Annotated in this window: 17 protein-coding genes; 5 read left to right on the top strand and 12 right to left on the bottom strand. The window is 70.0% G+C overall.

The window, feature by feature from the left end; genetic code table 11:
* Nucleotides 1-12 precede the first annotated feature (12 nt).
* From H4281_RS33440 to xsc, 5 genes are all read right to left on the bottom strand, one after another.
* Nucleotides 13-762 (bottom strand): sulfite exporter TauE/SafE family protein, encoded by a 750-nt coding sequence (locus tag H4281_RS33440; RefSeq protein WP_246412484.1) that lies wholly within the window; start codon nucleotides 760-762, stop codon nucleotides 13-15.
* Complete coding sequence (locus H4281_RS33435; RefSeq protein WP_182894843.1) at nucleotides 759-1,505, bottom strand: sulfite exporter TauE/SafE family protein; 747 nt, start codon at nucleotides 1,503-1,505, stop codon at nucleotides 759-761. Before H4281_RS33435 ends, H4281_RS33440 begins: the two co-directional genes overlap by 4 nt.
* A gap of 208 nt (nucleotides 1,506-1,713) precedes the next feature.
* On the bottom strand, nucleotides 1,714-3,075 hold the full coding sequence (locus tag H4281_RS33430; protein WP_182894958.1) for an amino acid permease: 1,362 nt from the start codon (nucleotides 3,073-3,075) through the stop codon (nucleotides 1,714-1,716).
* A 295-nt stretch (nucleotides 3,076-3,370) separates the two neighbouring features.
* Nucleotides 3,371-4,735 (bottom strand): aspartate aminotransferase family protein, encoded by a 1,365-nt coding sequence (locus H4281_RS33425; protein ID WP_182894842.1) that lies wholly within the window; start codon nucleotides 4,733-4,735, stop codon nucleotides 3,371-3,373.
* A gap of 207 nt (nucleotides 4,736-4,942) precedes the next feature.
* The gene (xsc, locus tag H4281_RS33420; protein ID WP_182894841.1) at nucleotides 4,943-6,751 is read right to left on the bottom strand and encodes a sulfoacetaldehyde acetyltransferase; all 1,809 of its coding nucleotides are present in this window, start codon (nucleotides 6,749-6,751) and stop codon (nucleotides 4,943-4,945) included.
* Between the two features lie 145 nt (nucleotides 6,752-6,896).
* Between xsc and H4281_RS33415 the strand changes: the two genes are divergently transcribed.
* Genes H4281_RS33415 through H4281_RS33405 form a run of 3 tightly spaced genes read left to right on the top strand, consistent with a single transcriptional unit; the run spans nucleotide 6,897 to nucleotide 10,376 of the window.
* A complete protein-coding gene (locus H4281_RS33415; protein ID WP_237599525.1) occupies nucleotides 6,897-7,742 on the top strand; it encodes an IclR family transcriptional regulator in 846 nt (281 codons plus the stop codon).
* 13 nt (nucleotides 7,743-7,755) lie between these two features.
* Complete coding sequence (locus H4281_RS33410) at nucleotides 7,756-8,700, top strand: AAA family ATPase (RefSeq protein ID WP_182894840.1); 945 nt, start codon at nucleotides 7,756-7,758, stop codon at nucleotides 8,698-8,700.
* Nucleotides 8,697-10,376, top strand: coding sequence for a cobaltochelatase CobT-related protein (locus H4281_RS33405; RefSeq protein WP_312872224.1), 1,680 nt, complete (start codon nucleotides 8,697-8,699; stop codon nucleotides 10,374-10,376). Before H4281_RS33410 ends, H4281_RS33405 begins: the two co-directional genes overlap by 4 nt.
* Here the strand turns inward: H4281_RS33405 and H4281_RS33400 are convergent.
* The 6 genes from H4281_RS33400 to ald form a co-directional block, all read right to left on the bottom strand.
* The gene (locus H4281_RS33400) at nucleotides 10,373-11,812 is read right to left on the bottom strand and encodes a sodium:solute symporter family protein (RefSeq protein WP_182894839.1); all 1,440 of its coding nucleotides are present in this window, start codon (nucleotides 11,810-11,812) and stop codon (nucleotides 10,373-10,375) included. The two genes, H4281_RS33405 and H4281_RS33400, sit on opposite strands and share 4 nt — an antisense overlap.
* On the bottom strand, nucleotides 11,813-12,046 hold the full coding sequence (locus H4281_RS33395) for a DUF3311 domain-containing protein (protein ID WP_182894838.1): 234 nt from the start codon (nucleotides 12,044-12,046) through the stop codon (nucleotides 11,813-11,815).
* Nucleotides 12,043-13,707, bottom strand: coding sequence for an amidohydrolase (locus tag H4281_RS33390; protein WP_182894837.1), 1,665 nt, complete (start codon nucleotides 13,705-13,707; stop codon nucleotides 12,043-12,045). The genes H4281_RS33395 and H4281_RS33390 overlap by 4 nt, the downstream gene beginning before the upstream one ends.
* Nucleotides 13,708-13,816: 109 nt before the next feature.
* Nucleotides 13,817-14,716, bottom strand: coding sequence for an SDR family NAD(P)-dependent oxidoreductase (locus tag H4281_RS33385; protein ID WP_182894836.1), 900 nt, complete (start codon nucleotides 14,714-14,716; stop codon nucleotides 13,817-13,819).
* 124 nt (nucleotides 14,717-14,840) lie between these two features.
* Nucleotides 14,841-16,304 carry a MocR-like pyridoxine biosynthesis transcription factor PdxR gene (gene pdxR / locus H4281_RS33380; protein WP_182894835.1) on the bottom strand — a complete coding sequence of 488 codons (1,464 nt, stop codon included), beginning with the start codon at nucleotides 16,302-16,304 and terminating at the stop codon, nucleotides 14,841-14,843.
* A gap of 92 nt (nucleotides 16,305-16,396) precedes the next feature.
* Complete coding sequence (ald, locus tag H4281_RS33375) at nucleotides 16,397-17,512, bottom strand: alanine dehydrogenase (RefSeq protein ID WP_182894834.1); 1,116 nt, start codon at nucleotides 17,510-17,512, stop codon at nucleotides 16,397-16,399.
* A 205-nt stretch (nucleotides 17,513-17,717) separates the two neighbouring features.
* On the opposite strand from ald, the gene H4281_RS33370 reads away from it, so the two are divergent.
* Entirely contained in the window at nucleotides 17,718-18,707 is a 990-nt protein-coding gene (locus H4281_RS33370) for a phosphotransacetylase (protein ID WP_182894833.1), read from the top strand.
* Complete coding sequence (locus tag H4281_RS33365) at nucleotides 18,704-19,411, top strand: phosphonatase-like hydrolase (protein WP_182894832.1); 708 nt, start codon at nucleotides 18,704-18,706, stop codon at nucleotides 19,409-19,411. Before H4281_RS33370 ends, H4281_RS33365 begins: the two co-directional genes overlap by 4 nt.
* A 54-nt stretch (nucleotides 19,412-19,465) precedes the next feature.
* Here the strand turns inward: H4281_RS33365 and H4281_RS33360 are convergent, their stop codons facing one another.
* Nucleotides 19,466-19,708: a hypothetical protein gene (locus tag H4281_RS33360; RefSeq protein WP_182894831.1), complete on the bottom strand. Its 243-nt coding sequence runs from the start codon at nucleotides 19,706-19,708 to the stop codon at nucleotides 19,466-19,468.
* Between the last annotated feature and the right edge of the window lie 29 nt (nucleotides 19,709-19,737).

Below are 19,737 nucleotides of genomic sequence, written 5' to 3'. Positions count from 1 at the left end.
GGCTGCCAGGAGTCAGGCGCCGATCATCGTCACCACCCCGGACACCACGATCAGCCCCACGATCGCCCGGTCGAACACCAGACGCGGAACCCGGCCGACGAGGCGGCCGCCGAGGATGTTGCCTGCCAACGCGGCCAGGACGAGGATCGGCAGCCGGCTGCTCAGGTCCGTGGTGTCGAGCTGGCCCGCGGTGATCAGGAGGAGCAGGGACAGGCAGTTGGTCACCACGAAGTAGCCCGCGAGGTCGCCCACGAACGTTCGGGGCGGGACTTTTGCCGAGGCGAGCAGGACGGCCGGGGGTGCGCCGTTGAGGGAAGTTGTTGTGGAGAGGTAGCCGCCGAGCAGGCCGGCGATTGTTTGTCTTGCCGGGGTCGCTGGACGGGCTTCGCGACTGGGGCGGAGGAGCAGGCGGAGGCCGGAGAGTACGACCACGGTGCCTGCCAGGATGCGGAGTGCGTGCGGCGGGAGCAGGTGCAGGGTGAGGGCGCCGGCGGCGGCGCCGGGGAGGCTTGCGGCGCCTAGGACGGCTACGCGGCGCCAGGCGATGTGGGCTCGTTCGCGGTGGAGCACGGCGAGTCTGGTGATCATGGTGGTGATCAGGTTGATCACCACCACTTGCGGCAGCGGGAACCCGATCAGCAGAAGCAAAGGCGTGCCGACCAAGGAAGCGCCGAAGCCGGTCAGGCCGCCGATGAAGCCTGCGAAAGCGACCGCTAGTGCGCCGAGGACCATGGGACCGCCTGTCTGGGGGGAGAGCGTCATGTGACCACTGCTTGGCCCACTAAGGCGAGCGAAAGCACGGCGAGGATCCCCAGCACGATCCGGCGGGCATCGCCGCGGGCGTGGCGGTACAGCCAGGTTCCGGCGGCGATTCCGGCCAGGGCCAGGGGGAGGAAGAGGGCGGTTTGCAGGAGGACGTCGCTGGTGAGCAGGCCGCCGGTGCCGGCGGTGGCGACTGTCATCGTGTCTGCGGCCAGGAAGAAGACGACTAGGCTCGCGCGGTTGACCGCCATCGGCAGCGGGGACGCGAGGTACATCAGGACGACTGGCGGGCCGCCCATGCCGCAGGCACCGTTCAGGATGCCGAAGGCGGTGCCCATGCTCGCGCACGCGCTGCGGCCGGGCAGGCGGTGGGTGCGGCGGCTGAAAGCCAGGGCTAAGGCGGAGATTCCGACAACCAGGCCGACGGTCAGTCTTGTCGCGCGTTCGGGTAGCGCTGCGAGGAACCAGATGCCGATGGGGAGGCCGAGGAGCGCACCGGCCAGGAGCCAGCGTACGGACGGGCGGTGGGCGTCGGGCCGGGACTGGGGCAGCAGGGTCACGCTCGAGGCGATTTCGAGCAGGAGGGTGCTGGGGACGACGGCGGGAGGCGGCAGGACCAGGCAGAGGCAGCTCACCCACACCAGGGACGCGCCGAAACCGGAGTAGCCGCGGATCAGGCCTCCGGCGAACAACGCCGCGACGGCGAACGCCATCGCGGCCGGGGGCAGTTGCCAGAAGGTCATCGGCGGGCGGGGGGAGCGGGGACCCTGGACGGGTGCGGCATCGGACCTCCACGGCGCGGGCGGATCGCTCCACTGTGCGGTACGTCTGGCCGGGGCGGTAGGTCCAGAATCGCGGCATCGCGGGGTGCCAGCGGGGCGGTCCAGCCGGGCGGAGCTGCCGAGGATCGGCAGGTCGAAAGCCCGGCTGGACCGAAACAGGACTGAGCGGTCAGGAAGAGGCGACTCCGGCCTCGCCCCGCGAAGAGTCCGTCTCCGCGGCGACCGCGGGCGCGGGGCGGCGCTTCCGGAACTGGTACGCGATCAGGATCAGCGTCAGGGTCACCGCGCTGAGCCAGAACTGCGAACGGGTCGTCGGGAGGAAAGCCATGGCCAGGATGACTGCCGCCATCAGGGCGATGGTGGCGTAGCTGAGCCACGGGAACAGCCACATCTTCAGGCCTAGCGCGCCGGGGTCGGTGTTCTGCAGGCGCTTGCGCAGGCGGACCTGGGCGAGGGCGATGGCGAGGTACACGAAGAGTGCGACCGCACCGTAGGAGTTCACCAGGAACTGGAAGATCAGGTTCGGCGAGGTGTAGGCCGCGATGACGGAGACGTACCCGATGACGGTCCCGGCGATGATGGCTCGGCGGGGGACGCCGCTGCGGGACAGCTTCGTGAACATCTTCGGGGCGTCGCCGTTGCGGGTCAGGGCGAACAGCATCCGCGAGGACGTGTACAGCGCCGAGTTCAGGCAGGAAAGCACCGCGGTCAGAACGATCGCGTTCATGATCGTCGCCACGGCGGGGATGCCCAGGACGTCCAGGACCGCGGCGTACGGGCTGACTGCGGTGTCGGGAGCGTTCCAGGCCTTCACCGCAACGACCACGAAGACCGAGCCGACGTAGAACAGGACCACGCGGAACACGATGGAGCGCATGGCCTTGGCGATCGCGCGGCGCGGCTCGGCGGATTCGGCGGCGGCGATGGTGACGATCTCGGCGCCGGTGTAGAAGCCGACGCACGGGACGACCGCGGCTAGCACCGCGCCGATGCCCATGGGGGCGAAACCGCCGTGGGAGACCAGGTTGCTGACGCCGCCGTGGGAGCCGGGCCAGACGCCGAACAGGTACAGGGCGCCGACCACCAGGAACACGAGGATCGCGATGACCTTGATCGAGGAGAACCAGTACTCGAACTCGCCGTAAGAACGCGCGGAGACCAGGTTCGTGGCGGTGAGCAGCAGGAGCAATCCCAGGCTGAGCACCCACAGCGGGACGTTCGGCAGCCACAGCTGCAGGATCCGGCCGCCGGCGACCGCTTCCACGGCCACCACGATCACGAAGAAGTACCAGTACATCCAGCCGACCGTGAAGCCGGCCCGGTTGCCCATCGCCTCCCTGGCGTAGACGTAGAACGAGCCGAGCGCGGGCCGCGCGACGGTCATTTCGGCCAGCATCCGCATGATGAGCACGGTGATCAGCCCGGCGATCAGGAACGAGACCACCGCCGCGGGCCCGGCCGACTGGATGACCACGCCGCTTCCGACGAACAGGCCGGCGCCGATCACGCCGCCCAGTGCGATCAGATTCATGTGGCGTTGCTTGAGACCCGGTTTGAGACCGCTCTCGGCGGCTGTTTCCGGTGCAGAACCCACGTCTCCTCCTTCCGGCGGCGCCGGGGGACCTCGATGTCCCCGCGCCGGCCGCCGCCGCGATGTCGCTGAGAGCTGCTGTGTGGTTCCCGTCACCGTAGGAAGGAACAGGTCCCTCCGCGAGAGCCAGATACCACCGATGCTCTGGGACCAGAACGAGCCGGTCCCGGACAGCACGACGGGCGCCGGGTGCCCCGTGTCTTCCGAGGTACCCAGCGCCCGTCCCGGCTATCCGTCAGGGCTGGATCGCCTTCTCCACGTCGGTGAGCATGCCGTCGACGCCGTGCAGGAGCTCGTCCAGCACGTCGGTGTCGGCCACCAGCGGCGGCGAGATCATGAGCATGGTCGCGCCCCGGTCGTCGCCGCGGAGGATGACTCCGGTGCGGCGGAACGACTCCGGCAGGACCTCCCGCAGGACCGTCAGCGACTCCTGGTCGGTCAGCTCGCGGCCGCCGTCGCGGTCGGCCATCAGCTCGATCGCGTAGAAGAAGCCGGTGCCGCGGACGTCCTTGACGCAGCGGTGCGCGTCCTTCAAGGACTCCAGAGCGGCGTGCAGCTTCGGGCCCTCGGAGAGGACGTGCTCGGGCACCTTCTCGTCGCGCATCGCGCTGATGTTGGCGACCGCGATGGCCGTCGAGACCGGGTGGCCGCCCCAGGTCGCGCCGTGGGTGAACACGCCGCCCTTCGGGGAGTCGTACAGCTCGGTCACCAGCCGCTCGCGCACGATCACGCCGCCGAGCGGGGCGTAGCCCGAGGTGGAGCCCTTGGCGAAGGTGATCAGGTCCGGTACCACGCCGGTCAGGCCGTGGCCGAAGAAGTGGCCGAGGCGGCCGAACGAGCAGATGACCTCGTCGGACACCAGCAGGATGCCGTACTTGTCGCACAGCGCCCGCAGCGCCGGCCAGTAGCCCTCCGGCGGGACCAGCGCGCCCCGGCCGTTCTGGACCGGCTCGGCGAAGACCGCGGCGACCGTCTCCGGACCTTCTTCGAGGATGACCGCCTCGATCGCGCGGACGCAGTCCAGCTGGTCGGCCGGGCCGCAGTCGCCGGTGAAGCCGAGGGTGTTCGGGACGTGCCGGATGCCCGGCAGCAGCGGGCCGAACGGCTCCTTGATCTTCGGCAGGCCGGTCACCGACAGCGCGCCCATGGTCGTGCCGTGGTAGGCCATTTCGCGGCTGATGATCTTCGTCCGCTCCGGAGCGCCCTGGCTGCGGTGGTACTGCCGGACGAACTTCAGCGCGGTCTCGACCGCCTCCGAACCGGAGTTGACGAAGAACGTGGTGCCGAGGTCGCCGGGGGCGAGGTCGGCGATGATCCGGGCGGCTTCGATCGACGGCGGGTGCGCCGAGCCCCAGTTGCTGGCGTAGGCGAGGGTGCCGACCTGCTCGGCCGCGGCCTTGGCGATGTCCGCGCGGCCGTGGCCCATGTTGACGCAGAACAGCCCCGCGAGGCCGTCGAGGTGACGGCGGCCCTCGGTGTCGATCAGGTAGCTGCCTTCGCCGCGGACGAACACCGGGAATTCGCTTTGCCAGGTGTCCTTGCGCGTGAAGTGCGGCCCGAGGTGTCGGCGGGCAGTGGCCCGCAGCTCCGTGACGTTCACCTGGCGACCTCCTGTGTGTGCGAGAACGGGAATGTGTCGACGATCGCAATCTTTCTGGTCCACGCCCAGAGCCAGAAAGAGGCCGATCACCGGTGCCAGATCCGGCGGCGGGCATGAAAAAGCCCGGCCGGGCGTGAAGGCTCGGCCGGGCAGGGGGGTCGTGAGTGTTCATCGCGGTCAGAACCGCGATGAACACTCACGAGGCGCTTACACGTAGTCCTGGTACTTCTCCAGGAACCGCACCGGCTTCGACAGCGCGTCGCGGCGGAACGGGTCGCCCAGCTCGCGGGTGCACATGATCTCGATGACCGTCGTGCGGCCCTCGTTCATCTGCGCGTCCACGGCCTTCCGCAGCGCCGGGCCGACGTCCTCGAGCTTGTCCACGACGACGCCGTCCGCGCCCATCGCCTGCGCGATCCCGGCGAAGCTCTCGCTTTCCAGTTCTCCCGCGACGAACCGGCGGTCGTAGAAGTCGACCTGGTTCTTCTTTTCCGCGCCCCACTGGCGGTTGTGGAACACGACGGCGGTGACCGGGATGTCGTGCCGCACCGCGGTCATGATCTCGCCCATGCTCATGCCCCACGCGCCGTCGCCGGCGTACGCGACGGCCGGCCGGTCCATCGCGGCGGCCTTGGCGCCGATGATGGTCGGCAGCGCGTAACCGCAGTTGCCGAAGGACATCGGAGCGAAGAACGACCGCGGCTCCTCGAAGCGCAGGTAGCTGTGCGCCACGGAGTTGATGTTGCCGATGTCGGTGGAGACCATCACCCGCGGCGGCATGGCCTTCTCCAGTTCGCGCAGGACCTGGCGCGGGTGCAGCCAGTTGCCCTCCTCCTGCTCCTGCTGGGCGATCATGTCGAGGGAGTAGGGGTCCTTTTCGTGGGTCCACGCGGAGAGTTCTTCCTCCCACGCGTCCTTTTCCGCCTTGGTGCGGTCGGCGCGCTCGCCGCGGGTGGCGTCGCAGGCGAGGGTGCGGTCCGCGAGGCGTTCAGTCAGCGCGGCGGCGGCGGCCTTCGCGTCGCCGCAGATGCCGACGGTGATCTTCTTGACCAGGCCGAGCATCTTGTGGTCCGCGTCGATCTGGATGATCTTCGCGTTCTTGGGCCAGTAGTCCATGCCGTGCTGCGGCAGGGTGCCGAACGGGCCGAGCCGGGTGCCGAGCGCGATCACCACGTCCGCCTGCGAGATGAGCTTCATCGCGGCCTTGGAGCCCTGGTAGCCGAGCGGGCCGCACCACTGCGGGTGGCTCGCCGGGAAGCTGTCGTTGTGCTGGTAGCTGTTGACGACCGGCGCGCCGAGGCGTTCGGCGAGCGCCTTGGCCTCCTCGACGCCGTCGGACATGACGACCCCGCCGCCGGAGATGATCACCGGGAATTCCGCGCTGGCCAGCAGTTCCGCGGCCTGGGCGAGGCTCTTCTCGCCGCCGGGGCCGCGGTCGAGCCGCTGCGGCTCGGGGATCTCGGTCTCGATCTCGCCGTAGAAGAAGTCGCGCGGGATGTTCAGCTGGGTCGGGCCGAGTTCCGCGTGCGCCCGGTCGAAGGCCCGCGCGGTGTACTCGGCCATCCGCTTCGGGTTGTTGACGTGCGCCTGGTACTTGGTGAACTCCTGGAACATCGGCAGCTGGTTGGCCTCCTGGAAGCCGCCCAGCCCGGTGCCCATGGTGCCCGCCTCGGGCGTGATCATCACGACCGGGCTGTGCGCCCAGAACGCCGCCGCGATCGCGGTGACGCAGTTGCTGATGCCGGGCCCGTTCTGCCCGATGACGACGCCGTGGCGCCCGCTGACCCGGGCGTAGCCGTCGGCCATGTGCGCGGCGCCCTGCTCGTGCACGACCGGCACGAGCCGGATGCCCGCCGGCGCGAAGATGTCCATCGCGTCCATGAACGCCGAGCCCATGATGCCGAAGATGTCGGTGACGCCGTTGGCCACCATCGTCTCGACGAAGGCCTCCGACGGGGTCATCTTCGCCGTCCCGCTGACGACGGTGCGGCCGTCGCCCGTCTTCCTCTCCGCCATGGTTGAACTCCTTCGACGCTGAAAGTCTTGGTTTTCGGTACGTGAGGTTCGTAAAAGCTGAACACGACGGACGATAGGACGCCACGCGCGGGAGGTCAACCGGCAGTTGATGGAAAACGAGACAGGATGTGCTACTTTTCGGAACGTGAGTGAGTTGCGGAAGACCAGCGCCGTGGAACTCGTGCGCGAGCCGGACGGCGCGGGACTCGACGGAGACACCCCGACCATGCGGCTGTTCTCGCTGCTCGAGCTGATCGCGGCGAAGGACCAGCTGGTGACGCTGCAGAGCCTGGTCGAGGAGACTGGCCTGCCGAAGCCGACGCTGCACCGGATGCTGCAGCAGCTGGAAGGCGCGGGCCTGCTCGTGCGCCAGGCCGACGGACGGCATTACGGCACCGGCGACCGGCTCCGTCGCCTCGCGGAGAACCTGCTGCTCAACGCGACGCACCACGGCGCGCGGCGCGCGGTGCTCAACCACCTGGTCGACGAGCTGGGGGAGAGCTGCAACATCACCGCGCTGTCCGGCAGCGAGATCGTCTACCTCGACCGCGTCGAAACGCCCGAGCCGCTGCGGTTCTACCTGCGGCCGGGTTCGCGCGTGCCGATCCACTGCTCGGCCAGCGGCAAGATCATCCTGTCCCAGATGAGCCCGGCGCAGCGGCGCAAGCTGCTCGCGCACGCGCCGCTCAAGCAGTACACCGCCAAGACGGTCACCGATCTCGACGCGCTGGAGGAGGAGTTCGCCCGCATCCGGCGGGACGGATTCGCCTTGGACGACGAGGAATTCCTGCCCGGGCTCGTGTGCGTGGCGGTGCTGGTGCCCAGCCGCACCGGCCGGTCCAACCTGGCGGTGGCGGTGCAGGCGCCGGTCATGCGGCTCACCGCCGACAAGGCTTTGCAGGCGCTTCCCGCGTTGCAGCGGGCCGCCGAAGCGATCAAGGAGGTCGAGGCCGAGGGGTCGGCCGACGACGCCGACAGCATCCCGTCCTGACGGAGGTCTCCCGATGAACCCGTTGTCCAGCAACGGTCCCGACGCCCGGATCGCCGTGCGCGACGCGTTCGGCATCGACTCGTCCATGACAGTCCCGTGCTTTTCCGAAGCCGACGAGCACGTTCCCGAGATCGATCCGGCCTACCGGTTCAACCCGGACGTGACGCTCGCGTTGCTGGCCGGGTTCGCGCACAACCGGCGCGTGCTCGTGCAGGGCCTGCACGGCACCGGCAAGTCCACGCACGTCGAACAGGTCGCGGCGCGGCTGAACTGGCCGTGCCTGCGGGTGAACCTCGACGGCCACATCAGCCGGCTCGATCTCGTCGGCAAGGACGCGGTGGTGCTGCGCGAAGGCAAGCAGGTCACCGAATTCCGCGAGGGAATCCTGCCGTGGTCGCTGCGGCGGCCGACGGCGCTGATCCTCGACGAGTACGACGCGGGACGGCCGGACGTCATGTTCGTCATCCAGCGGCTGCTCGAACGGGACGGCAAATTCACCCTGATCGACAGCAACACCGTGCTGCGCCCGCATCCGGGGTTCCGGCTGTTCGCCACGGCCAACACCGTGGGGCTGGGCAATCTCAACGGGCTCTACCACGGGGTTCAGCGGCTCAACCACGCGCAGATCGACCGGTGGAACATCGTCGCCGCGCTCGATTACCTGGCGCCGGAAGAGGAAACCGCGATCGTGCGGGCGCGCGTGCCGGGGCTGTCCGGGCAGTTCGTCGAGGCGATGGTGGCGGTGGCCGGGCTGACCCGCGAGGGGTTCCGGGCCGGTGACCTGTCCGCGCTGATGTCGCCGCGCACGGTCATCACGTGGGCGGAGAACTGCGAGATCTTCGGCGATCCGGCGCTCGCGTTCCGGCTGACCTTCCTCAACAAATGCGACGAGGCCGAACGCCCGGTCGTCGCCGAGTACTTCCAGCGCTGCTTCGACCTGGAGCTGGCCGCGGCGTGAGCACGCCCGAGACCCGGCGGCGCCAGCAGGTCGAGGAGCTGTCCGCGGCGGCGATCCGGGCGGTCAGCGGGGCGCCGGACGTGCATTTCCGCGGCGGGCGCTTGCATCGCGGCACCCGTCCGGTGCCGATGCCCGCGCCGCATTTGCTTGCCGACGACGAGGATCTGCAGTCCTTCCGCGGCGCGGCGGACGGGATGGCGTTGCACCTGAGCGGGTCGGACCGGGAGCTGCACAAGCGGTTGCGGCCCGACGGCGGTGTCGAGCGGCTGCTGTTCGAGCTGCTGGAGCAGTTCCGGGTGGAGTCGTTGGTTCCGGCCGGTTTTCCCGGGGTGGCAGCGAATCTGCGGCGGCGGCATGAACGCTGGTCGCTGTCGGCGCACCACAATGGACTGACTGAGACGGCGCGCGGCGTGCTGCTTTACACCGTCGCGCAGGTCGCTCGGGCGCGGATCACCGGCGAGCCGGTCGTGGAAGAGACCGAGGATCTGATCGAGGCGACCCGGGCGGCGATCGCGCCGATGCTCGGTGCGCAGTTGGCCGGGCTTCGGCGGAACCGGGCTGATCAGGCGGCGTTTGCCGAGCACGCGCGGGCGCTGGCTGAAGCGGTCGCTGCGTTGCTGGAGCCGGAGAATTCTGAAGAGGATGAGGACGAAGCGGAAGCTGCGGCGTACGCGTTGCTGCTGGATTTCGACGACGAAACCGGCAGCGAGGAAGGCGGTAGCGCGGGCCTCGGCGACCACAAAGGACCGGTGGCAGCCGGGCAGTATCGGGTTTTCACCACCGCTTATGACCGCGAGGATCGGACGGGGCCGTTGGTGCGGCCGGAATTGCTGCGGGAGCTACGCGAACGGCTTGACGCTCGGGTTGCGAAGCAGGGCGTCAACGTGGCTCGGCTCGCGCGGGAACTCACAGCTGTGCTCGCTGAGCCGGAACGGTCCGGATGGGACGGTGCGCAGGAAGAAGGCCAGATCGACGGCCGGGCGCTCGCGCGGTTGATCGCGACGCCCGCGGACCATCGGGTGTTCCGCGTAGAGCGGACCGAACCGGTCGCCGACGTGCTGGTCACGTTCCTGATCGACTGCTCGGGATCGATGAAGGCGCACCGGGAAACCGTTGCGGTGCTGGTCGATCTGTTCGCTCGCGCGCTGGATCTCGCCGGCGCGAGTTGCGAAATCCTCGGCTTCACGACCGGCGCCTGGCACGGCGGCCGGGCGCGGCGGGACTGGATGCGCGCCGGGCGGCCGAAGCAGCCGGGGCGGCTCAACGAGCGTCGGCACCTGGTGTTCAAGGAGGCGGCGACACCGTGGCGGCGCGCGCGGCGGGATATCGCGGCGTTGCTGAAAGCCGATCTGTTCCGTGAGGGCATCGACGGCGAGGCGTTGGCGTGGGCGGCTGGTCGGGCGCGGGCGTGCGATGCGCGGCGGCGGCTGGTTTTCGTGCTGTCGGACGGGAGCCCGATGGACGGCGCGACCGTGCTGGCCAATGAGGAGCGGTATCTCGACCGGCATTTGGTGCAGGTGGCGGACGGGCTGGAGCGGAGCGAGACGGAGGTGTACGGCATCGGGGTCGGGCTTGATCTCAGTGCGTATTACCGCCGCAGCTTGGCGCTGGACGCCGCGGAAGGCACGGGGTTCCGTGCCTTCCGCGAGATCCTCGACCTGATCGCCCGTCGCTAACCTGCTGGTTGTGCGACCGGCGAAACCGCCGCTGGTTCGTTGCGCTCCAAGGCGATCGGCGAACGCCGCTTCCCGGGAGCGAGCAGGCTCCAGCCGAAGACGATCACCAGGTTCGCGCCCATCGACACCAGACCGGTGTTGAGGCCGCCGAGCGTCACGCCGGTGGCGTACAGGACGACCGCGGTCACCACGCCGACCACCATCCCGGTCGCGATCGCGGCCGTGCGGACCCGCCGCGCGAACAGGATCGCCAGCCAGCCCGGCACGACTTGGGCGAGCAGGTTGTAGGTCAGGTTCAGCACGGTGAGCATCAGCGTCGAGGCGGTCAGCGTGAGCACGGCGGCGAGCACCAGGAACACCGCTACCGCCACGACCGTCCAGCGCCGTTGCGCGGCGGGGCGGACGTTCGGGGCGAGGTTGCGGCTGACCATGCCGCCGATCGCCAAGGCCGTTGCCGACAGCACTAGGACGCCGGACAGCGCGGCGCCGGCGGCCACGAGGCCCAGAACCGGTTCCGGGAGAAGGCCTTTCGCGGTCACCATGAAGACCGTGTTCGGGTTCTTCAGCCCGGGGTGCTGCTTGAGCCCGTAGTAAGCGGCGAAGACGAGGAACGGGTAGATCAGCATGTACAGCGGCATCCACACCGTCGAACTCTTCACCGCCCGCTCCGAACGCGCCGGGAACACGTACGCGCCGCCGAAGCCGAGGTAGAAGACCACGCTCTGGAACAGGATCGTGGTCATCGCGAACCACAGGTCCTGGCCGCCCATCGTGGTCTGCGCCCTGGCCAGCGCCTCGGGCCCGGTGACCCCGGACGTCCCGCCGGCGACGAGCACCGCGGCGAGGCCGACGAGCACCACTCCGAGCAGCATGAACGCGTCCTTGAGGATCGACACGAACGCGGGGGAGCGGATGCCGGACACGGCGATGTAGGCGAACGCGATGACCCCGGCCAGCAGCACGCACTGCACCGGGGTCAGTTTCAGCCCGAGGTTGCTCAGCACCACTTGCAGGCCGATGAACTGGTACTGGCCCCACGGCACGAGCGCGATCAGCATCGTCACGCACGTGATCAGCTCCAGCGTCCGGCTGCTGTAGTGGCGGCCGAAGACGTCCGGGACGGTCATCGCGTCGTGTTTGCGCGCCGCGCGCCAGACCAGCGGGGCGAGGAAGTAGCCCAGCGAATAGGCGAGCAGGATGTAGCCGAGGAACCAGATCCCGTAACTCGCGCCGTGGGCGTAGATCCCGCTCGGGAAGCCGATCATCGTGCCGATGCTGTACACCTCGCCGACGGCGAGGAAGTACAGCAGCCACGGCGGGAACGAGCGGCCGCCGACCAGGAACTCGGAGATCCCGCCGCCGCGCGACGAGCGGCCCGCCCACAGCGCCAGCAGGATCGAAAGCCCCATGACGACGGCGACAATGAGAATCAGCATTTACTGGTCCTCCTTCGCTGCCGGCGTGTCCGCCGGGTAGTGCTTGCGGTCGAAGAACCGCCAGCTGATCCACAGGCACAACGTGGTCAGCGGGAAGCAGAGGAACATCCAGAAGAACACCAGCGGGAACCCGGCCACTGTCGCGGGCGAGCCCGCCACCAGCGGGATTCCGCCGAGGATCGCGATCGCGGGGATGCCGAGCCCGATGCACAGGCTCGGCCGGCTGCGGATCATCGGACGCCTCCCGCCGGGGCCGGATCGCGTTGCCAGACCAGCTGTCCGCCGATCACCGTGGCGTCGACGGTCAGGTCCCGGATCCGGCTTGGGTCCACTGTGGTCGGATCCTCGGACAGCACGATGAGATCCGCGAGCTTCCCGACTTCGAGGCTGCCCTTGCTCTCTTCCTCGCCGGCCAGATAGGCCGCGTCGATGGTGTACCCGCGCAAGGCGGCTTCGACGTCGATCGCTTGTTCCGGGCCGAGAAGCTGGCCGCTGCTGGTTTGGCGGGCGACGGCGCACCAGATGCCTTCCAGCGGCGGCACCGGCGTGACCGGCGTGTCGGAGTGGAGTCCGAAGTGGATTCCGCGGGAGCGGGCCGACGCGAGCGGGCTGATCCGGCGGGCGCGTTCCGGGCCCAGGAAGACGTCCCGGTGCCGGTCGCCCCAGTAGTAGACGTGCTTGATGAAGAACGACGCGGCGATGCCGTTTTCGGCCATCCGGTCGAGCTGGTCCTCGCGGGCGGTCTGGCAGTGCTCGATGCGGTGGCGGCGGCCGGTGCCTTCGGGCGCGCCGAGGCGGGCGTAGCCGTCGATGATGGCGTCGATCGCCGCGTCGCCGTTGCCGTGCACGGCGACCTGCCAGCCCGCGGCGTCGAGCGCGGCGATGCGGCGGGACAGGTCCTCCGGTTCGAGCAGCATCATGCCGTGTTCGCCGGGGTCGCAGGTGTAGCCCTCGGCGAGACAGCCGGTGCGGCCCTGGATCGAGCCGTCCGCGACGATCTTGATGCCGTTCATGGTGAATCCGTCCGGATTGGACGGATCGGGCGCTTCCGGGGCGCCCTCGGCGAGGCCGGGCAGGAGGGTGTGGAACAGGTAGCCGTGGATGCGGGTGCGCAGCTTCCCGGCGCGGGTCAGCATCCGGTACGCGGCGAGTTCCTGTTCGCCGCCGATCAGGCCGATTCCGGTGTCGTGCACCGAAGTGACGCCGTTGCGCAGGTACTCGGCGTCGGCGAGCTGGAGTGCCGCGGCCAGCTCGTCGGGGCCCTGCGCGGGCATCGCGGAGTTGACCAGGAACGCCGCGGTCTCGATGAGGAGGCCGGTCGGTTCCCCGCGTTCGTCGCGGGCGATGGCGCCGCCGGGCGGGTCGGGCGTGGCCGCGGTGATGCCGACGGCTCGCAGCGCGGCGGAATTCGCCACGCTGAAGTGGCCGGTCACGTGCGTGAGCAGGACCGGGTTTCGCGGTGAAGCGGGATCCAGGTCGTGCCGGGTCGGATGGCGGTTGTCGGCGAGAAGCGTGTCGTCGTAACGGAAACCCTTGATCCATTCGCCGGGCCCGAAGTCGCGCGCCGCCTGCCGGACGCGGTCGGCGATGTCGCTGATCCGGTCGTTCGGCGGGCTTCCGGCGTCGACCGGGGCGGCGAGCGCCATCCCGAAGAACGACGGATGGTTGTGCGACTCCACGAAACCCGGGACGACCGTGCGTCCCGCCAGGTCGAGCACTGTCGTTTCGGGACCGGCGAGGGCGGCGATCGAGCGGTCGTCGCCGACCTCGGTGATCCGGCCGTCGCGGGCGGCGAGCGCGGACGCCCGCGTCCCGCCCCGGTCGAGAGTCAGCACCGTGCCCCCGAGCACTACCAGGTCAGGGGCCGGACGAGCGGATGCCGCGGGTTCGCCCACGATGGGACCTCCTTGTCCACGTGTCCTGCCCCCACGACAGTGCCGGGGGAGCTGGCCCGCGAACAGGTCCAGAAAGCGACGCGCGCGTGGTGCCAGAAGCGGCCTCGCGCTAGACGATGTCGAGCAGCGAGACCTCGCCCTCGCTGCCGACGATGCCGAGCGGCTTGCTGGTCGCGTCGTCGACGATCGCGGCGAGGTGCTCGGCGATGTCCTCCGGGGTGGTGTCCGGATTGGTGTAGCCCTCGTTCATCGTGAGCGCGATGCGCTGCATGTGGCCGCCCTGCGTCAGGATGGTCTCGCCGGTCACCGCGCAGTCTTCGTGCGCGAAATAGGCGACCAGCTGCGAAGCCATCGACGGCGTCATCTTCTCTTTCAGCGTCTCCTTGAGCGAGTCGGGGATGTCGGCTTCCTCGGCCAAGCGGGTGTAGGCCGTCGGCGCGATCGCGTTCACGCGGATGCCCGCCTCCTTGCCTTCCAGGGCGAGGCACCGGGTGAACCCGAAGACCGCGGCCTTGGAGGTGACGTAGGGGGTCTGGCCTTCCCAGCCGACGATGGTCGGCGACGACGTGTTGACGATGCGGCCGGACCCGCTGGCGGCCAGGTGCGGCCACGCGGCGGCGGCGATCGCGGCGGTGCCGAAGAAGTTGACCTCCATCTGGCGCCGGATCTGGTGCACGGCGCCGGCCGAGCCGATGGGGGCGGGCACGTTGATGCCGGCGTTGTTCACGACGATGTCGAGCTTCCCGAACGCGTCGATCGCGGCCCGCACCACGGCTTCGGCGTCGGCGGCGACGTCGTCGTGGTTGGCCGCGGCCGTCCCGCCCGCTGCCGTGATCTCGGCGACTACTTCGTCCGCCGGGCTCGGGCTGGAGCCGGAGCCGGTCGGGTCGCCGCCGAGGTCGTTGACCAGCACCGCCGCGCCGCGCGCCGCGAGGAGCAGGGCGTGCGAACGCCCCAGGCCGCGTCCGCCGCCGGTCACCAGCGCCACTTTGCCGTCGAAACGCAGCATCTCGGATTCTCCTCGTCGTCTCCGGGGCCTCTTCGGATCGGCTGCCGACGGCGTCCCTTGTTACGCAAAATATGTTATATATTTTAGGGAGTTGTCAAGGAGCGAGTCGCGGCGCGGGCCGGGTTCAGCTGTCGAGCAGTTCCCGGCAGAGGTCGCCGAGCAGCCGGATCCCCGGGTCGATCACCGGCGGCGGGGTGGCGGAGAAGCCGATGCGGAAGTGGTTGCGCGGCGGGTCGTCGCCGAGGAAGAAGATGTCGCCGGGTTCGATGAGGATGCCCAGTTCCTCCGCGCGCTCCACCAGGACGCGGCAGTCCAGTCCGGACGGGCCGGTCATCCACAGGCTGACGCCGCCGGGCGGGTACGGGCCCTGCGCCCACGGCAGGTATTCGGCGACCGCGGCGGTGGTGGCGGTCCACTTGCGCATCAGCTTCGTGCGGTAGCGGCGCAGCGAGCGGTGGTACTCGCCGCTTTCGATGAGCAGCGCCAGCGCCCGTTGCAGCTGGCCGGGCGGGTGGCGCAGGACGTATCGGCGGGCCTCGCGCAGCGCGCGCACCAGCTCGCGCGGTCCGACCAGGTAGCCGAGGCGCAGGCCGGGGGAGAGGAATTTGGAGAAGGTGCCGAGGTAGACGGCGTCGCCGGTGCTGTCGAGCGCCTTCAACGCCGGGGTGGGGCTGCCCTGGTAGCGGAATTCGCTGTCGTAGTCGTCCTCGACCACCACGGTGCCGGAGGCCGCGGCTTGGGCGAGCAGCTGGCGGCGCCGGCCGATGCTGAGGGTCGCGTTGGTCGGGTGCTGGTGGCTCGGGGTGAGGTAGAGGAGGTCGACTCCGTCGAGCGATTCGGGCGGTCGCAGGCCGCGGGAGTCGACGTCGATCCCGGTCACGCGGGCGCCGGTGCGGAGGAAGATGTGCCGCGCGTCGAGGTAGCCGGGGTTTTCGATGGCCACGACCTGGTCCGGCCCGAGCAGCACGCGGCCGAGCAGGTCGAGGCCCTGCTGCGAGCCGACGGTGATCAGCACCTCCTCGGGGTCCGCCTCGATGCCGCGGGTGGTCAGCAGCTGGCGGCAGACCATCTCGACCAGCATCGGGTCGTCGGAGCCGACGCTGTCCTGGAGGCTGTGGAAGACGTGCGGGCGGTAGAGGGCGTCGCGGAGGCAGCGCGTCCACGACCGGGCCGGGAACGCGGTGATGTCGACCTGCCCGGCGAGGAACGGATACGGGTAGCTCGCCCAGTCGGTGCGTTTCTCGATGTGGGCGACGCCGGCGTCCGGGAACCGGCGGACGCGGGCCGCCCAGTCGATCCGCGATTCGGTGTCCCGTTCCTCCACCGCGCAGTGCGGGCGCATCTCGCCGTTGACGAACAGCCCGCTGCGCTCGCGGCTTTCCACGTAGCCCTCGGCGACCAGCTCCTGGTAGGCGAGATTGATCGTGTTCCGGGAGACGCCCAGTTCGACGGCCAGTTCCCGCGAGCTGGGCAGCCGGCGGGCCGGATCGAACGTGCCGATGGCGATGCCGTGCTCGATCGCCCGCCGGACCTGGCGGTACAGCGGTTCGTCCGACGAGCGGTCGATCTCGATCAGCGTGCGTGGCAAGTGCGGTCTCCAAGCGGCCGGCGTGCAGCGGGGTGGGCTGAAACGTAACTCGCGGCGGTCGGTTTTCCCACCCCGCGCCACGCCGGGGAGGCTCAGGCCAGCGCGTCGGCGACGTCGGTGAAGGGCAGGCCGTGCGCCAGGGCGACCGGCTCGTAGGTCAGCGCCCCGGCCACGGTGTTCACTCCGCCGCGGAGCTCGGGCGTGTCCTGCACCGCGGTGCGGAGACCCTTGTTCGCGATCTCCAGCGCGTACGGGAGCGTGACGTTGGTGAGCGCGTGCGTGGAGGTGTGCGGGACCGCGCCCGGCATGTTGGCCACGCAGTAGAACACCGACTCGTGCACCCGGAAGGTCGGGTCGGCGTGGGTCGTCGGACGCGAGTCCTCGAAGCAGCCGCCCTGGTCGATCGAGATGTCCACGAGCACGCTGCCCGGCTTCATCCGGGAGACCGTCTCGTTGGACACCAGGCTCGGGGCCTTCGCGCCGGGCACGAGGACCGCGCCGATCACCAGGTCGGCCTCCAGCACCGCCTGCTCGATGGCGTACGAGTTCGCCGCGGCGGTGCGGATGCGGCCCTGGTACATCCGGTCGGCGGCGCGCAGCTTGTCGACGTTCTTGTCGAACAGCACGACGTCGCCCCAGGTCCCGGCCGCGACGGCGACCGCGTTCATCCCGGCGACGCCCGCGCCCAGCACGACCACGCGGGCCGGCGGCACTCCCGAGACGCCGCCGATCAGCACGCCGCGCCCGCCGTTGACGCGCATCAGCGTCTGTGCGCCGACCTGCGGGGCCAGCCGCCCGGCCACCTCGCTCATCGGGAACAGCAGCGGAAGGGAGCCGTTCGGCAGCTGGACCGTTTCGTAGGCCACCGAGGTCGTGCCCGCGCCGAGCAGGGCCTTGGTGCAGGGCTCGCTCGCGGCGAGGTGCAGGTAGGTGAACAGCAGCTGGTCCGAACGCAGCCGGTGGTACTCCTCGGCGATCGGCTCCTTGACCTTCAGCACCATCTCCGCGGTGCCCCACACGTCGTCCGCGTGGTCGAGCAGCTTCGCGCCGGCGGCCGCGTAGTCCTCGTCGCGGATGGACGAGCCCTCGCCCGCGCCGCGTTCCACGAAGACCTCGTGGCCGGCCGAGGTGAACTCGTGTACTCCGGCAGGCGTCGCCGCCACCCGGTATTCGTGGTTCTTGACCTCGCGAGGCACACCGATCTTCATCGCCTGCTCCCATCTGCCGTGTGTGGTGCGACCGAGAGTGCGGGACGGCTGGCCACCGCGAAAGTGCCAGAAACCGCTCGGTCGACGGGTCCAGTCGCGGGGGCCTTCTGGACCTGTCAACGGGCACTGTTCTGGCTCTGTCGCTTGGGGCCAGAGGTCGGGATCCTGCTCGGGGAGCACTGCCGTCCGCGAGGGAGTTTGCGAGATGACCATGGCCCCTCTGGCCGAGACCTGGCGGGACCGCGTCGGCGACGCCCGCCCGCGGATCGCGCTCGCCGACGGCGCCGACCCGCGCGCCGTCACCGCGGCCGCGCACTTGGCCGACCGCGGCGAGATCGAACCGTTGCTGGTCGGGCCCGCGGCGGAGATCGCTGCTGTTGCGGCAGAGCTGGGTTTTCCGGTGCCGCCTTTCCTCGACACGGCGGATCTGGCCGCTGACGAGGCTGTCCTCGCGCGGCTGGGTTCGGCGTTTCCTGACCGGGTCGAGACGGTCCGCAATGATGCGGTCGCCCTCTCCGCGGCGCTTCTCGCGCTCGGCCGGGTGGATGCGTGCCTGGCCGGCGCGACCCGGCCGACGTCCGATGTCCTCCGGGCCGGCCTGCGGATTGTCGGCCTCGCTCCCGGGGTGCGGACGCTCAGCAGCTGCTTCCTGATGCTGTTGCAGGACGGCCGATCGCTCACTTTCGCCGACTGTGCCGTGGTTCCCGAGCCGGACGCGGACGCGCTGGCCGACATCGCAGTCGGTGCGGCTTCCACGCACCGGGCGCTGACCGGAACTGAGCCCGTTGTCGCGATGCTTTCCTTCAGCACCCAAGGCAGTGCCAAGCATTCCGCGGTGGACAAGGTCCGGCAGGCGACTTCGCTGGTGCGGGAACGGCTGCCCGGTGTGGATGTGGACGGCGAACTGCAATTCGACGCCGCTGTCGTGGACGCGGTCGGGGTGGCCAAGGCGCCGCGGTCGACCGTCGCCGGGCGGGCGAATGTGCTGGTGTTCCCCAATCTCGACGCGGGGAACATCGCTTACAAGATCGCCGAACGACTCGGCGGGGCGACCGCGCTGGGGCCGATCCTGCAAGGCGTCGCGGCGCCGCTGCACGACCTGTCGCGCGGCTGCAGCGCGGCCGACATCGAGACGATGGCCCTGATCAGCGCGGTGCACGCGGTGACCGGGCGGGAAGTGGAGGGGGTCCGATGACGCGCGCGGTGGAATTGGTCGTGCTGGACATGGCGGGCACGACGGTCCGCGACGACGGCGCGGTCGAGGCGGCCTTCTCGGCGGCGCTGGAGGCGGTCGGGGTGCCTGCCGGCTCGCCGGAGCGCGAGGACGTGGATGCTTACGTCCGCGACACCATGGGGCAGTCGAAGATCGAGGTCTTCCGGGCGCTCTTCCCCGCGGACGGGGTGGCGGAGAAGGCGAATCAGGTTTTCGAGACTGCGTTTGCTTCGCAGGCGATCGAGGTCGCCGCGCCGCTTCCCGGTGCGGAGGAAGCGATCGACAAGTTGCGCGCGCAGGGGCGCCGGGTGTGCCTGAGCACGGGATTCTCGGCAGCGACACGGGACGCGCTGCTGGAGCGGCTCGGCTGGACGGATCTGGCGGACCTGGTGGTGTGCCCGGCGGACGCGGGCGGCCGGGGCCGGCCGTTCCCGGACATGGTGCTGACCGCGGTGCTGCGCTTGGGAATCACGGACGTGCGCGCGGTCGCGGTCGCGGGGGACACCGGTTTCGACATGCTGACCGGGCGGAGGGCAGGCGCGTCGGTCGCGGCGGGGGTGCTGACCGGGGCGCATGACGAGGCGACGTTGCGGGCGCACGGCGCCACGCATGTGCTGGGGTCGGTGGCGGAGTTGCCTGCGGTGCTCGAGGAACTCGGCGGCGCGGTTTTCCCGCGCTGTTCGTGAGACCGTACCGGACCGGGGCCGCTCGCGCGGGACGGCCCGGCACGGGTCCGTTGATCAGGAGTCCTGAGAGCCGGAGATCTCGGTCGGCCGCGGGACCGTTCCGTCGTCGATGACCGCGAGCGGCGCCGTTTTCCCGTTGAAGAGGACCGTGACGGGCTTGTCGTCGCCGGTGAGGAGGGTCAGCCGGACGGCCTTTCCCTCGGTCATCGCGGCTTCGAGAGTGGTTTCCACCGAGGCTGCCCGGTCGGCGTCGACCTTCCACATCTGAGTGCCGATCGTGATCCGTTTGCTCGCCATCGCAGTGTCCTTTCGCCGGACAAATGTGC

This window comes from Amycolatopsis dendrobii (genome assembly GCF_014145675.1).
Classification (GTDB): domain Bacteria; phylum Actinomycetota; class Actinomycetes; order Mycobacteriales; family Pseudonocardiaceae; genus Amycolatopsis; species Amycolatopsis dendrobii.
This window is presented reverse-complemented; position numbering and strand designations above follow the sequence as displayed.